The 14458-nt window shown below is 45.8% G+C and carries 13 protein-coding genes; 5 read left to right on the top strand and 8 right to left on the bottom strand.

Features of this window, described 5'->3' with window-relative positions; translation table 11 throughout:
- The first annotated feature begins 381 nt into the window (after positions 1-381).
- From ORJ01_RS03485 to ORJ01_RS03465, 5 genes are all read left to right on the top strand, one after another.
- Entirely contained in the window at positions 382-2541 is a 2160-nt protein-coding gene (locus tag ORJ01_RS03485) for a prolyl oligopeptidase family protein (protein WP_306176979.1), read from the top strand.
- Between the two features lie 185 nt (positions 2542-2726).
- Positions 2727-3938, top strand: coding sequence for a phosphopentomutase (locus ORJ01_RS03480; protein WP_306176978.1), 1212 nt, complete (start codon positions 2727-2729; stop codon positions 3936-3938).
- Between the two features lie 13 nt (positions 3939-3951).
- Entirely contained in the window at positions 3952-4653 is a 702-nt protein-coding gene (gene deoD / locus ORJ01_RS03475) for a purine-nucleoside phosphorylase (protein WP_226749701.1), read from the top strand.
- A gap of 20 nt (positions 4654-4673) precedes the next feature.
- Positions 4674-5147, top strand: coding sequence for a xanthine phosphoribosyltransferase (gpt, locus tag ORJ01_RS03470; RefSeq protein WP_226749702.1), 474 nt, complete (start codon positions 4674-4676; stop codon positions 5145-5147).
- Positions 5144-5710 (top strand): nucleoside deaminase, encoded by a 567-nt coding sequence (locus ORJ01_RS03465; protein ID WP_306176977.1) that lies wholly within the window; start codon positions 5144-5146, stop codon positions 5708-5710. Before gpt ends, ORJ01_RS03465 begins: the two co-directional genes overlap by 4 nt.
- Positions 5711-5915: 205 nt before the next feature.
- Here ORJ01_RS03465 and ORJ01_RS03460 read toward each other — a convergent pair whose 3' ends face one another.
- From ORJ01_RS03460 to queF, 8 genes are all read right to left on the bottom strand, one after another.
- Positions 5916-6143, bottom strand: a complete 228-nt coding sequence (locus ORJ01_RS03460; RefSeq protein WP_226749704.1) for a VF530 family DNA-binding protein — start codon at positions 6141-6143, stop codon at positions 5916-5918.
- Positions 6144-6195: 52 nt separating this feature from the next.
- Complete coding sequence (locus ORJ01_RS03455) at positions 6196-7203, bottom strand: isocitrate dehydrogenase (protein ID WP_226749705.1); 1008 nt, start codon at positions 7201-7203, stop codon at positions 6196-6198.
- 157 nt (positions 7204-7360) lie between these two features.
- Positions 7361-9022, bottom strand: coding sequence for a hypothetical protein (locus tag ORJ01_RS03450; protein ID WP_306176976.1), 1662 nt, complete (start codon positions 9020-9022; stop codon positions 7361-7363).
- Positions 9003-9407, bottom strand: a complete 405-nt coding sequence (locus ORJ01_RS03445) for a DUF3192 domain-containing protein (protein ID WP_226749707.1) — start codon at positions 9405-9407, stop codon at positions 9003-9005. The genes ORJ01_RS03450 and ORJ01_RS03445 overlap by 20 nt, the downstream gene beginning before the upstream one ends.
- 6 nt (positions 9408-9413) lie before the next feature.
- Positions 9414-10223 (bottom strand): flap endonuclease Xni, encoded by an 810-nt coding sequence (gene xni, locus ORJ01_RS03440; RefSeq protein ID WP_306176975.1) that lies wholly within the window; start codon positions 10221-10223, stop codon positions 9414-9416.
- Positions 10224-10225: 2 nt separating this feature from the next.
- Positions 10226-11584 (bottom strand): nucleotide 5'-monophosphate nucleosidase PpnN, encoded by a 1359-nt coding sequence (gene ppnN / locus ORJ01_RS03435; protein WP_306176974.1) that lies wholly within the window; start codon positions 11582-11584, stop codon positions 10226-10228.
- Positions 11585-11616: 32 nt separating this feature from the next.
- A complete protein-coding gene (locus tag ORJ01_RS03430) occupies positions 11617-13182 on the bottom strand; it encodes a GGDEF domain-containing protein (protein ID WP_306176973.1) in 1566 nt (521 codons plus the stop codon).
- 404 nt (positions 13183-13586) lie between these two features.
- Complete coding sequence (queF, locus tag ORJ01_RS03425; protein ID WP_306176972.1) at positions 13587-14429, bottom strand: NADPH-dependent 7-cyano-7-deazaguanine reductase QueF; 843 nt, start codon at positions 14427-14429, stop codon at positions 13587-13589.
- Positions 14430-14458 lie beyond the last annotated feature (29 nt).

The following is a 14458-nucleotide window of genomic DNA, read 5'->3' as shown; positions in this document are numbered from 1 at the left end:
CAGCCTCGTGCTGGCGTTTTGCTTTTTATCGCCCTCGGCGTCATCTTCGATTACTCGGCGCATCCTGCGCCTCGCCCTGCGGGCCAGCAAAGCTGTTCCACATCGTTCCCGACGATGTGGTCCGCCTCTGGGCACCATTATAGCGAAAGCCTGTCATACAACAGGCTTTTTCTTTTTCAGCTCAAGGCGTCATCTTCGATTACTCGGCGCGTCCTGCGCCTCGCCCATGCCCTTACCCTGGCGTTTTGCTTTTAAAAATCGAATTGAGCCTCCTATCAATCCACAGAAAATTCCGTTCAGTGAAATAGGCAAACAGCATGGTCTTTGTTAAGCTCTCAGGTGTTAATTCCTATAATCACAATAAAACTGGAGTCCACCTGTATGAAGTTTGCCTTAACCTTATTGGCTGCCGCGGTCTTAACCGCTTGCGGCGGTGCTAAGCAAGATGTCGTCCCGGAGCAAAATGTGACTGTCACTCAGCAACAAAGCACAATTAACTACCCCCAGAGCCGCCAAGGTGATGTGGTTGATAACTATTTTGGTACGCAAGTCGCCGATCCTTATCGTTGGTTAGAAGACGATCGTAGCAGTGAGACTGAAAGCTGGGTAAAAGCGCAAAACGAGAGTACTTTCGCATATTTAAAACAGATCCCATTTCGGGATCAGATCCGCGATAAATTACAGCAATCGTGGAACTATGAGCGGATTAGCGCACCGTTTAAAGAAGGTGATTACACCTATTTTTACAAGAATGACGGTTTACAAAATCAGTTTGTGTTGTATCGCCAAAAAGGCGATGGCGCTGCCGAAGTGTTTTTAGATCCCAATACTTTTAGCGCTGACGGCACAACGTCCATGGCCGATATTCAATTCTCCGCAGACGGAAAACTGGCCGCTTATGCCATTTCAGAAGGCGGCAGCGATTGGCGTAAAGTGATTGTCATCGACACTGAGACCAAGCAACAAATTGGCGATACGCTGATTGATATTAAGTTTAGCGGTATTGCTTGGCAGGGGAACGACGGTTTCTTTTATTCTAGTTATGATAAACCCGATGGCAGTGAACTCTCTGCCATGACCGATCAGCATAAGTTGTACTACCACAAGCTTGGTACGCCTCAATCAGCGGATCCGGTCGTATTCGGTGCCCTAGATGGTCAGAAACATCGTTATGTAGGCGCTGAAGTCACAGAAGATAATCGTTATTTGTTAGTGTCCGCTGCGGTGTCGACGTCGGGTAATAAGCTTTTCGTGAAAGATCTCACCCAACCCAATAGTGAGTTTGTTGCGATTGTTACCGATACCGATTCAGATGTGGATCTAGTGGACAGTGACGGTGATATGCTCATCTTAGCAACTAACCGTGATGCGCCTAATCGTAAAGTGGTGAAAGTGTCGGCAAAAGCACCGCAGCCAGAAAATTGGCAAGTGCTGATCCCGGAAACTGAACATGTGCTGCGTATTAGTAGCGGAGCAGGCTTTTTATTCGCTAATTACATAGTCGATGCGATTGCCAAGGTAAAACAATATGATATGAACGGCAAACTGGTGCGCGATATCGAATTACCTGGTTTAGGCAGCGTGGGCGGCTTTGGCGGTAAAAAAGAGGCGGATACGCTGTATTTTAGCTTTGCTAACTACATCACTCCGGGTTCTATTTACGCTTTTGAGCCAAAAGCGGGTGAAACCTCGCTGTATAACCAGCCGAAAGTGAATTTTGACCCAAGCAACTACGTGTCTGAGCAGGTGTTTTATACCTCTAAAGACGGTACTAAGGTGCCGATGATCATCAGCTATCGTAAAGATTTAAAACGCGATGGCAGCAACCCCACCATCTTGTACGGTTATGGCGGTTTTAATATCAGCCTAACCCCATCTTTTAGCGTGGCGAACGCGGTATGGATGGAAATGGGCGGTATTTATGCGGTGGCCAATATTCGTGGTGGGGGTGAGTACGGTAAAGCCTGGCATAACGCCGGTACACAATTACAAAAGCAAAATGTATTTGATGACTTTATTGCTGCGGCTGAATATCTGCAAACAGAAAAATACACTTCCAAAGAGAAAACCGCTGTTCGCGGAGGATCAAATGGTGGTTTATTGGTAGGTGCAGTCATGACCCAGCGGCCAGAGTTGTTTAAAGTGGCGATCCCGCAAGTGGGTGTACTTGATATGTTACGTTATCATACCTTTACCGCCGGTGCGGGTTGGGCCTATGATTACGGCACGTCAGAGCAATCAGCCGACATGTTTAACTATCTGCAAGGTTACTCGCCGGTACACAACGTGAAAACAGGTATCACTTATCCTGCTACCATGATTACGACAGCCGATCACGATGATCGCGTGGTGCCTGCGCATTCGTTTAAGTTTGCTGCAGAGCTGCAAGCCAAAGCCAGCAAAGCAACGCCTCAGCTTATTCGCATTGATGTTAATGCAGGGCATGGTGCGGGTATGCCGGTGGCGATGGTGATTGATCAAGCCGCAGATATTTACAGCTTTACGCTGTTTAATATGGGGTATAGTCAGTTACCGAAATAAGCGCTTCATGGCGAAGGGTTATGGCGTCTTCGGACGCCATTTTCGTTTTCAGTAGCGATAAGTTGCCAAGGTGTTGCTAAAACGGCCGTGGCGTATTAAGCTGCGTGCCCTTTTTATTTTGTTAGCTTAGCGCTATCTGGCAAAATAACATCGCCAACAATGGCTGTTCTGCACAGGAGTAAGTGATGGCAAAAGCAGTAATTTTAGTCCTCGATAGTTTTGGGATCGGCAGTGCGCCGGATGCCGCAAAGTTTGGTGACGAAGGCGCTAATACCTTTGCCAGCATTGCCCGAACCTTTACCGAGCAGAAACAACGAGCCTTGCAATTACCTCATCTTGCGCGTTTAGGCTTGGTAAAAGCCTGTACCGCCGCCAGTCAGGGCCAAGCACCGACAGTCGCCGATGCCAGTTCGCTGCATGGTGCTTATGGCTATGCCCGTGAGCTGAGTAGTGGTAAAGATACACCCAGTGGTCATTGGGAAATGGCCGGTGTTCCGGTGTTATTTGATTGGGGCTATTTTAGCGCTAAAACAGACAGCTTCCCGCCAGAATTAATCTCAGAATTATGCCAGCGCACAGGCATCAGCGGTATCTTAGGTAATTGTCATGCCTCGGGCACCGATATTTTAGTAAAACTGGGCGATGAGCATATTAAAACAGGCCAGCCGATTTGTTACACCTCAGCTGATAGCGTGTTTCAAGTGGCTGCGCATGAAGAGCATTTTGGTTTAGAGCGTTTACTGCGCTTTTGTGAAGTAGCCCGCGAACTGCTCGACAAATATAATATTGGCCGCGTCATTGCTCGGCCTTTTACGGGTACTGCGCCAGAGAACTATGCCAGAACGGGTAATCGTCGTGATTATTCAGTATTACCACCTGCGCCGACTGTACTCGATAAATTGGTGCAGCAAGGTGGTCAGGTGATCAGTATTGGTAAAATTGCCGATATTTTCGCGCATCAGGGTATTTCGCAATCGTTAAAAGCCAATGGTTTAGCGCATTTGGTCGATACCACTTTAGCGCAAATGGCCAAACAGCCGGATAACAGTTTAATTTTTACCAACTTGGTCGATTTTGACCAAAACTTTGGCCATCGCCGCGATCCTATTGGTTATGGCGAGGCATTAGAGTATTTCGATAGCCGCTTGCCAGAGCTGATTAATGCCTGTGATGAAGATACCTTGTTATTACTTACCGCTGACCATGGTTGCGATCCCACTTGGCCGGGTACTGAGCACACACGCGAATATGTGCCAGTGCTGGTTTACAAACAAGGGTTAAACGGTGTTGATCTTGGCGAACGCATGAGTTTTGCTGATATGGGCCAAACCTTGGCCGATTACTTCGCGCTGGATGCCATGGCATACGGTGCATCTTTCTTAGCTGATTTGAATTAATTAAAGAGAAATTATGGCAACTCCACATATTAATGCCCCTGCGGGCGCTTTTGCTGAAACCGTGTTAATGCCTGGCGATCCACTGCGGGCAAAACATATTGCTGAAACGTTTTTAGAGGATGCTGTTTGCGTTAACACGGTACGCAATATGTTTGGCTATACCGGTACTTATAAAGGTAAAAAAGTCAGTGTATTAGGTTCAGGTATGGGCGTGCCGTCTATGTCTATTTATGCCACTGAATTAGTCAAATTTTACGATGTAAAAAACATCATCCGTATCGGTTCATGTGGTGCTTTACCGTTATCGGTTAAAGTGCGTGATGTGGTAATTGGTATGGGCGCGAGCACCGATTCTATGGTTAACCGTAATCGTGTTGGCGGTTTAGATTTTGCCGCAATGGCCAGTTTTGGTTTGTTAGAAAAAGCCGTTGCCGCAGCCCGTGCTAAGTCAATTGATGTCAAAGTGGGTAACGTGTTCACTTCAGATTTATTCTATAACCCCAGTGAAACGTTATTCGATACCCTCGAAAAATACGGTGTGTTGGCCGTGGAAATGGAAGCCGCCGGTTTGTACGGTGTGGCAGCAGAGTATGGCATTAATGCATTAGCCATTTTTACCGTGAGTGATCATATCCGAACCGGTGAAGCCTTAAGTGCCGAGCTGCGTCAAACCAGTTTTAATGAAATGGTTGAAGTCGCCTTAGGCTGTCTGTAAACAACGAGGGATTGCTGATTATGTCATTAACCACCAATAAAATGTTTTATGTGTCTTGGGAAGCGTTTCATCGCGCCACGAAAGAGCTGGCACGTCAGCTGTTAGCCGAAGACTTTGATGCCATCGTCGCGGTAAGCCGCGGCGGTTTAGTACCAGCAGCCATCTTGGCGCGTGAGCTGAATATTCGTACCGTCGATAGTATCTGTGTGGCCAGTTACGATCATGATAAGCAAGGTAGTTTAACGATCTTAAAAGACGCGCAGTTAGCCGATTCGGCCAAACTGTTAGTGGTCGACGATTTGGTCGATACCGGTGAAACGGCAAAGGCACTGCGCGAGCGTTTTCCGCTGGCGCGTTTTGTTACGGTATATGCCAAACCACAGGGTAAGCCGTTAGTGGATAACTACGTCACGGATATCGAGCAAGATACTTGGATCCAGTTACCTTGGGATATGGAGTTAGCCTACAGTAAACCACTGGCCGAGGAAGTATGAGCCTTACTCAACTGACTTTAACGCTGCCTGACTGGATCAACGAGGTAGTTGATTGGCAGCAGACGTATCAAAACGATAAGCAAAAAATGGCGCTAGCCATAGAGTTATCTCGGCAAAACGTATTGCGTGGCACGGGTGGCCCTTTTGGTAGTGCGATTTTTGATATCGAAAGCGGAAAGTTACTCAGTGTAGGGGTTAACCGGGTCATGCCGTTAAGTAACTCCACTGCCCATGGCGAGATGATGGCGATTATGCTGGCTGAGCAATCACTGCAAAGCTTTAGCTTGTCTGCAGATGGTGTTAAGCGCGAGTTGTTTACCTCCTGTGAGCCTTGCGCTATGTGCTTAGGCGGCACCTTGTGGAGTGGGGTGAAGCGTTTGGTCTGTGCGGCAACCGCCGATGATGCGCGAGCGATTGGCTTTGATGAAGGCCCTGTATATGAGCAAAGCTATCAATATCTAACCGATGTGGGTATTGAAGTGGTGCGGTTAGTTGAGCGTGATGCCGCAGCTGCAGTGCTACAGCATTATTTGCAAGAGGGTGGCACCATTTATAATGGTTAAGCTATCACAATAGCATTAATAAAAAAGCCAGCGTTAGCATAATACCGATCATTTAGTGTTTAGCATGACGCGGTTTGCTCACATCAACACGCCATGAATCATCCCTGCGGCTCCATTCCGGCCATCCATGGCCTTCAACGGTTGATTTAGAGCAAACAGGTCATGCTTAACTGACTTTAATTAAGCGTTAGCTGGCTTTTTCCATTCAATTAACTTTGCTATACAGTTTATTGCTGATAAAAAGCGCTTCGACTTTTTCGCGTGCCCATGGGGTACGCCGTAAAAACTTTAGGCTACTTTTTACCGACGGATCTTTTTTAAAGCAGTTAATGTCAATCTGCTCTGCCAGCTTGGGCCAACCATAATGCACCACTAACGCAGTAACAATTTGTTCTAGCGTAACGCCATGCAAGGGGTTATTTGTTTGTGTCATGTGGTTTCCCATTACGCCAGCGGCAATCGCTGCTGGCGCTGGCTATCAGATGTTATAAACGTTCGATCAGGGCTGCAGTGAAGTCGGTTGTGCCGAAGCTACCCCCTAAATCACGCGTGGTGCGATCACCGCTAGCGATCACGTCAGTTAATGCCGCTAAAATCTTATCGGCTTTATCTTTCATACCTAAGTATTCTAGCATCTGAATGGACGCTAAGATCACTGAACTTGGGTTTGCTAGGTTTTTACCCGCAATATCTGGCGCGCTACCGTGCACCGCTTCAAAGATGGCACAATCTTTACCGATATTCGCACCTGGCGCCATGCCTAAACCACCCACAAGGCCTGCACAGAGATCCGATAAAATATCACCAAATAAGTTAGTGGTCACAATTACGTCAAACTGCTGTGGGTTCATGACCAGTTGCATACAAGTGTTATCAACGATCATTTCTTGAACTTCGATATCCGGATACGACTGAGCAACCTCGCGCGCCGTTTTCAGGAATAAACCTGAAGTCGATTTTAAGATATTGGCTTTGTGCACGATGGTGACTTTTTTGCGGCTTTCGCGGCGTGCGGTTTCAAAAGCAAACTCGGCAATACGGCGCGCGCCTTCTTTAGTGACAATGCTAGACGCTTGCGCAGTTTGTCCATCTTCAGACACGGTTTGGCCATGGCCTGAATACATACCTTCGGTATTTTCACGAATGGTAATAATATCGATATTTTCGTAACGGGCTTTGGTGCCTTTAAATGAGATTACCGGGCGAACGTTAGCGTACAGGTTAAACTTTTTACGTAAGGTTACGTTAATTGAAGTAAAGCCTTCACCTACTGGCGTGGTTAAAGGGCCTTTGAGTGTGATCTTGTTTTTAAGAATAGCGTCTAAGGTGGCTTGTGGTAGCAATTCACCGGTTTTTTCCAGCGCGGTCAAACCGGCATCCACGTATTCGTAGTCAAAATCACAACCGGCTTTTTCCAGTACTTGAATCGCGGCTTCAACAATACTTGGGCCAATGCCATCGCCTTTAATCACGGTAATCGTTTGCTTGCTCATGGAAATCCTTAGCTGTATATTTTTGATATTTATAGTCAGGCGTCGGCCTGAAAGCGTTCTCATTATAGCGCTGCAGCGGGTTTTAAGCCAGTTTACCGCGCAGGATAGCTAGTCACGACTTTGATAGGTGCTATAATTTTGGTGAATGTAACTTGTGTTAGGCAAATTCACTATTTAGCGGATAAAACAGCCCGTCGTACTGCAGCAGCAGTTGCTGCCATTCTTTTAATGATTTAAGCGGTAATGATAGCGTAGTTGTGGCTTGTTGTAGCAGGTGTTGGGTACTTTGCTGTGCCGTCGGATAACAAAATACGCTGAATGTCAGCTGCCAGGCCAACCGTAACAGCAAGCCTTGTTGCTCGGCTAAGGTCCAAGGCATCCCTTCAATATGTTGTGTATATTGACACATGGCGCCTTCAGCCCAATTTTCTAACTGATAATGATGCAATAGTGCCGCCGTCAAACGCTGACTTTTAACCGGTTCCAGCAGGTATTTTTGTACGAGCTGGCCCAGTAAATGTTGATGTTGGACGAGACGGCTGACCGGTACGGCTTGTAGGCTAGGGTGATGCCACAGTGGCGTACTGGCACAACAGGCGATTAAGCCAGCTTGTTGCTGTGATAAGGGTTGTGCTAAGTGTTGGCCTAATAGGAATAAGCTATGATACAGCGCCTGTTGTAATTGCCATAACCAAGCATGCTGATTACTGCGCTGGCATTGCAGGTAAAACTGCAGTTCGGCGCGCGCTACCGCAAGCGGCAACTGTGCTTGACCGAAACTGGCAAGCGCATGACGTAAATTGTTCACTGCAACTTTCTGCCGATTACTGGCAGTGGCATTCTCGAGTAACAATTGAGCAATAGCCGGATGCTTTTCCAGTAAGCTAACCTGAGCATTTAAATCGCTGTGACTTAAACTGCCTAAAATAGACTGCTGCATTAGGTCATTTGGGTTGAGTATGGGCACTTCGGGTCGCTTTGGCATACTGACTTTAGCTAACCAGTGTTGCTGTATCAGCTTAGCCGGTGGCAAAATATTCAATTCATCCAAATTACGTTTAGTCGGATGCTCCGCTAAACGTTGGTGTTCTGGCCAGTATTGCAACGCCTGATAGCCTTCGCTGTGATTATCCGCATGGCAAAGTAGCCAAAAGTTGTCTTGCTCATCGCTGGCAACTCGACCACACAAGTACAATGCAGGTGCATAGTGTATTAACTGACTGATTTCGGTTAACACTAACTCATCATTAGAACCGATAATCCAGCGCGCTAACAGTACTTCTAAAGCCGGTGCGCTGCCCTTTTCAGGTTGTAATTGATAACCCAGCTCAATGGCTAAGGTTAATAGTGGGCTGTCGTGATGCACCTGCCAAGGTAGGCGTTTTTGTAAGCGATGAAAAGTGCCAGCGAGTACCGTGGTAATAATGCCGCCGATTTTATGTTCTTTCAGTTTTTTGGCTAATTGTAATGCCGCTGGTATCTTATTGTGTACTGTTGTACAACCGGCCAATAACACGGCTACCCCTAATAGATCGCGTCGTGCTTTTGGCCAATGTTTCAGGCGAGTCCATAGCATCAACAGCACCCAACTTTTGATGGTGCGATTTACCGTAGCCGGTTCTTCCGAGGGAATATAGGATAATTGCGCCATTGCTGCGGCTAAATTAATTTCACTACTTTGTTGCAGTTGGCTATGCAGTTCTCGCGCTTGTTGAATAACCCTTTGTAAGGTTTCAGGTGTATCGGCTTGCGCCAGCGCTTGACTTAATAAGGGCAGTTGTTGGTAACTACGTAGCCAATTAATCGATTGATCCGGCATGCGGTTGCTGCTCCAGATAGTGTTTCGTGGCGTCGTCACCTATGGCGGTCAGTTGGCGATTAATAAATAATAAGGCGGTACATTCGTCTGCAGTGGTAATACCGTCTGCAGCTTTACGATGAGTACGATAGTACAATAGTTGATAAACTTGATTATTAAGCACAAAGGCTTCGGTAATATCGGGGCTGCCTAAACGATTGATCAGCGCATCCTGCGCGAGGGGTTGCTTCAGATCAAGGCGTTGTATCACTTTAGCATTAAAAGATTCGCGGTCTTGCCAATTCATTTGAGTCGGGTCATCGGGATAAAAACGCAAAATAGCGAAAGTACTCACAAAATAGAGTACAACACCAGCAGCAAACCATAGCAGGGTTTTAAATTTCATAAGTGACTACGATGACTCCGTTAAGCGTATATCTTGTAAGTTTAAACCCAGCTCTAATTGAGTTTGCAATGTCAAAATTTGAGTATAAAGAATAATATCTTGTTTTTGCTCAGTGATTTTTAGTTTCAATTTTTTCGGGCAATCAGGGTGTTGCAAGGCATCATTTAAGCTGCGGCCTAGTGCCATAAATTCTTCAGCACCTTTGGGGCCCACACCGTTTACTCCCGGGATATTATTGGTACTATCACCCACTAAGCTCCACCAACTGACGAGTTGCTCTGGCTGTACACCAAACTTTTCTTTTACCTGTTCGCGGCTGACATAGTGTCGGGCGAAAGGATCATAAATCTCAACACCTTGGCTTAGTAGCGGTAAATAGCCTTTATCGGTTGACACAATAACCACGTCTTGTTGGTGCTGGCGTATCTTGGTGGCAATAGTGGCAATCACATCGTCTGCTTCATATTCAGCCTGATGAAAGCATTTCACGCCGCTTAGCTCGGTAGCGGTTAATAAGTCGGGCAGGGCAGCGGCTAAAATACTGGGCATGGGCTTACGATTGGCTTTGTACAGGGCGCATAATTTTTGTCGCCACTGGCTGCTATTGTCACCGTCAAATACCATTAACGCATGGGTGGCCTGCAGCTCTTGGCGCAGGCGGCTTAACGTTTGCAGTAGCATTTGTTGAGTATTACTAATGATTTGCTGACGCGTACCCTCTGCGACTTCTTCCGCTAAAGGCAGGTAGGGGCGTTCTTGTACCGCATACAAGCGACGGATCAGGTTTAGCGCATCTAATAGTATTACTCTAGCCATAATTATTGTGAGATCCGATAACAGGGTTCGTATTTGCTGCCAGGCAATTTCATGCGACCTTGCTCAACAAAAGCCGCCAATAATTTATCCATCAAACGCATTAAAACTGGCTCGCCACTGAGAATAAAGGGGCCATGCTTACGAATGGCTTTTATGCCCTCGTCTTTAACATTACCGGCCACGATACCCGAAAATGCGCGGCGTAAGTTAGCCGCTAGTTTCGCTTTGTCCTGATCGAGGTGCAAGTCGAGTGCGGCCATATTCTGATGATTTGGGATAAAAGGTTGCTGAAAATCAGGGGCGATATCCAAGGTCCAATTAAAGTGGTAAGCGTCACCTACGGATTTACGATAGGCACGCACATCCTGACAACCTTGTTTTAAGCGTTTTGCCACAGCTTCCGGATCATCAATAATGATTTCCAGCAAAGCTAATGCCTCAGCGCCAAGTGTTTGCTGGATAAAATCGGCAATTTCATTAAAGTAAGCTGCACTACTGGCAGGGCCGGTTAAAACGATTGGAAGGCGTTGCTCAGCGTTACGTTTATCTAGCATGATGCCGACCAGATACAGTAACTCTTCCGCTGTACCAGCGCCCCCTGGGAAAATAATAATACCGTGTGCCACGCGCACAAAAGCTTCTAAGCGTTTTTCGATATCTGGCAAGATCACTAATTCATTTACAATCGGATTTGGTGGCTCGGCAGCAATAATACTGGGCTCGGTTAAACCTAAATAGCGACCAGTGCGAATACGTTGTTTACTATGGCCAATGGTTGCCCCTTTCATTGGGCCTTTCATCGCGCCCGGGCCACAGCCAGTACAAATGTTTAAACCGCGTAAACCGAGTTGATAACCCACCTCTTTCGTGTAGTGATATTCTGCTTCGCGGATAGAGTGGCCTCCCCAGCAAACAATCATATCCGGTTCACTGGTGGCATCGATGACACGAGCATTCCGCAATATATCAAACACACTGTGTGTCAAATGCACGCCATTATTAAAATCTAAAGGGTTAGTTTCGCCGCTATGACGGGTGTGATAAAACAAAATATCGCGTAACACCGCAAACAAGTGTTCATGGATACCTTTGATAATTTTGCCATCGACAAAGGCGCTGTGCGGAGGATTGTTTAATTCAATTTTGATGCCGCGCTCGCGGCTGAGTAATTTAATCGAAAAATCTTGATATTGTTCGTAGATTTCCGCTGAACTGTCGGTATGGCTGCCGACATTCAGCACCGCAAGGGCGCAATTGCGAAACAGTTGATAAGTGTCGTTTTCGGTATTTTGTTGTAAACGTTCAACTTCTAATTGGGATAGTAAATCCATAGCACCCAATGGGTTAAGGTGTACTTGCATCGGCAATCTCCTGACTGCGGGCAACAGCGTTGTTATTTTAATGCTATTTGGTCCCGTCCGCCCTTTTTGGCGAGGTATAAGGCTTCATCGGCGCGGTCGAAAGCTTGGCGCGGTTGTTCGCCGGCTAAAAACTCAGTGGCTCCGAAAGAAATGGTAATACGTACATGTTCATTTTTAAATTTAAACGGAATTTTTTTGATTTTTTCTCTTATTAAATTAAGCGGCTCACTGGTTTGACTCAGTTTAGTATCGGGCATGATGATCACAAATTCTTCGCCACCGTAACGGGCTAAAAAATCTGTTTGTCGAATCGATTGTTGTAGTATTTTGGCAATAACCCGAAGGGTTTTATCACCGGCACTATGGCCGTAACTGTCGTTAATTTTCTTGAAAAAGTCTACGTCACCTAAAATAATACATAGCGGCGTGCCTTGGCGTAGCCAGCGTTTAAATTCTAGATCTAGGCGAGCTTCGTACGCAGCACGATTTGGGATCCCCGTTAAAGTATCACGAGCACTGCGAATACTTTGCTCGGCGAGACGTTCTTTAAAACTTTTAGCATCGCGCTCTAATTCTTTGACGCGGCTCTCCATCACAACCAAGCTGCCCAGCAGCTTCTTTCTTTCTTGTTGTTCTAGCCGTTCTTTTTCATTTAATGACTCGGTTAAATCATTCATTCGCACGATAACCAAGCTTTTAAGTTGTTCTAAAGACTGTGCTTTTTTAGTTTGTTTGCCTAGGTCATCGATTTGATTTTCAATTTTTTGATTTAGCGTGGCGAGTTTTTGTTGAAAATGCCCTGAATCTAGTAAGGTTGCTTCAACAGCTTGTTGCACACTGGCAAGGGCTGCATTCAACTTTAATAAAAAGTTTTCAGAGGATTGCCGCTCTTCTTGCAAGCCATTGGCGATAATGTTGATGGTGGTTAAACAGGCATTAAAGAGGTCTTCAATAGTCAATGAACCGAGTAAACTGGCCTTGATTTGTTCGGCAGCAGGAGCGTGTTTTTCGGTAAAGGTGAGCTCGCTCAGTAAATTACTCAGTTCTAAAGTCAATTGCCGACAAACATGTGCATAGCGCTCATGCTCATCATGACCATCACTTAAAACGTTGCTGTTTTTGGCATCCTGATGCGCACTTAATGCGGTTTGGTAAAGTTGCGCAAGGTGCGTCAGTTGCGGCAAAAAAGCTTGTAAGGTTGCGGTGGGCTGCTCAACTTTACTTAACAGTTGGCGTAAATCGCGGCGTAACTGATCAGGTAAACCCCGCTGTTGTTGCAGCATTTTGCCTGCTTGGGTCAGTTCTTGTTGGATCTTAACAATCTCAAGCTCTTGTTGCTTTTCAAGCGCTTGCAAGCTGCTGCTTATATCATTAATTAAAGGTAAGACATTTTCCAGATCTGCACTTTTACTTAGCGCACTGCGTAACTTTGCTAGTCGATTATCTAGTTCTAAATCAATGCCTTTTGTTAGTAAGGATAAGCGTAATACAAGCTGCGAAAGCAGTGAAAACTGCTTTTGGTAAGTTTGCTCTAAGGTTTTTCGAGCAGAAACGGCTTGGCTAAGTTGTTGCTTCAGGTCTTGTTGCAATGCTGCCACCTTACTAAGGGTTCCAAGAGTCTTGATGAATCAAGTATATCCCCAGACTGGGCTAAGAAGGTAGCGTAATGCTAAAAAACTTAAAGTAAAAAGCGAGCTTAAGCTCGCTTTCGATATTTCTTATTATTTTAGCTTGGCTTACTTTGTTAGGTAGTAAGGCAGCCAGCTAGTTTCTTCTGTAGGGGTAAGATGTAACATTATCAGGTTCCATTTTGCTATTGCCTGTTGTCAGCATCAACAGGTGTGACTATTAAAGCAGAATCACCTCTGAATTGAAAGTGCGCGTGTAATATTTCTTATTGGCTTTCATGTTTTAGCATCATTTTACTGAATTAAAGCCTAAAAAAAGCTAAAAGACAGCGATATGCTGTCTTTTTGTGTGTTGGGGTACGTGCTGGGTTACATTATTGGCGGCTTAAACGAATATTGGGTGCCTGATAAGGCTCACTGCTGCGTAATGGATTAATATCTAAGCCACCACGGCGTGTATAGCGCGCATATACTGCTAAAAATTCGGGCTTGGCAAAGCGCCATAAATCCGTGTAAATGCGTTCTACACATTGTTCATGAAATTCGTTATGGCTGCGGAAGCTGATTAAATATTTTAATAAGGCTTCATGCGACAGTGCTGGGCCGCGATAATGAATATAAATACTGGCCCAATCGGGTTGCGAGGTAATTAAGCAATTTGATTTTAACAAATGCGAATGCAGCTTTTCATCAACGCGATCTCGGTTCGGATCTAATGCCAGTAGGCTGGCATCGTACTGATACTGGTCAACGCTAATATCTAATTCATCTAAACAGATACCTGGGATCCAGGTTGCTTGAAACGCCATAATTTCACTTACATTATGCAGGCTAACTTGCACTGGCTTACCAGCACACGTCGATAAGTCTTGTTGTAATGCTTGATAAACCTGACCTAAATCAGCAAAGCGGCTTTGATTAAAGCTGTTTAAATATAATTTAAAGGATTTAGATTCAATTAAGTTGGCCGAGTCTACCGGGACCACAAAAGTCGCCAGCGCCACCATGGGTTTGCCTTTGGCGTTTAACCAAGATAGTTCGTAACCGTGCCAGATATCTTGACCAACAAAGGGCAGGTCAGCATCGCTTATGCCAAGTGTTTGGCGGCCTAAGCTACGAGGAACCGCTTGTAACAGCGTAGGAGTGTAGTGATCAACATAATCGGTAATCTTGCCTAGACTTAAGTCGGCCAGAATGTCGGTATGGCTTTTTGTCATTTCTCTGTCTTTTTAGCTACAATACCGCG

The sequence above is a fragment of the Alishewanella sp. SMS8 genome, from assembly GCF_030737935.1.
In the GTDB taxonomy this organism is placed as follows: Bacteria; Pseudomonadota; Gammaproteobacteria; order Enterobacterales; family Alteromonadaceae; genus Alishewanella; species Alishewanella maricola.
Note: the sequence above shows the minus strand (reverse complement) of the source record. Positions and strands in the feature narration are given on the sequence as shown.

Excerpts from the sequence above, each read along its gene's own strand:
- queF (WP_306176972.1), bottom strand. The coding sequence starts at position 14,429 with ATGACAAAAAGCCATACCGACATTCTGGCCGACTTAAGTCTAGGCAAG.
- xni (WP_306176975.1), bottom strand. The coding sequence starts at position 10,223 with ATGGCTAGAGTAATACTATTAGATGCGCTAAACCTGATCCGTCGCTTG.
- ORJ01_RS03450 (WP_306176976.1), bottom strand. The coding sequence starts at position 9,022 with ATGCCGGATCAATCGATTAATTGGCTACGTAGTTACCAACAACTGCCC.
- deoD (WP_226749701.1), top strand. The coding sequence starts at position 3,952 with ATGGCAACTCCACATATTAATGCCCCTGCGGGCGCTTTTGCTGAAACC.
- gpt (WP_226749702.1), top strand. The coding sequence starts at position 4,674 with ATGTCATTAACCACCAATAAAATGTTTTATGTGTCTTGGGAAGCGTTT.
- ORJ01_RS03485 (WP_306176979.1), top strand. The coding sequence starts at position 382 with ATGAAGTTTGCCTTAACCTTATTGGCTGCCGCGGTCTTAACCGCTTGC.
- ORJ01_RS03465 (WP_306176977.1), top strand. The coding sequence starts at position 5,144 with ATGAGCCTTACTCAACTGACTTTAACGCTGCCTGACTGGATCAACGAG.
- ORJ01_RS03445 (WP_226749707.1), bottom strand. The coding sequence starts at position 9,407 with ATGAAATTTAAAACCCTGCTATGGTTTGCTGCTGGTGTTGTACTCTAT.
- ppnN (WP_306176974.1), bottom strand. The coding sequence starts at position 11,584 with ATGCAAGTACACCTTAACCCATTGGGTGCTATGGATTTACTATCCCAA.
- ORJ01_RS03480 (WP_306176978.1), top strand. The coding sequence starts at position 2,727 with ATGGCAAAAGCAGTAATTTTAGTCCTCGATAGTTTTGGGATCGGCAGT.
- ORJ01_RS03460 (WP_226749704.1), bottom strand. The coding sequence starts at position 6,143 with ATGACACAAACAAATAACCCCTTGCATGGCGTTACGCTAGAACAAATT.
- ORJ01_RS03455 (WP_226749705.1), bottom strand. The coding sequence starts at position 7,203 with ATGAGCAAGCAAACGATTACCGTGATTAAAGGCGATGGCATTGGCCCA.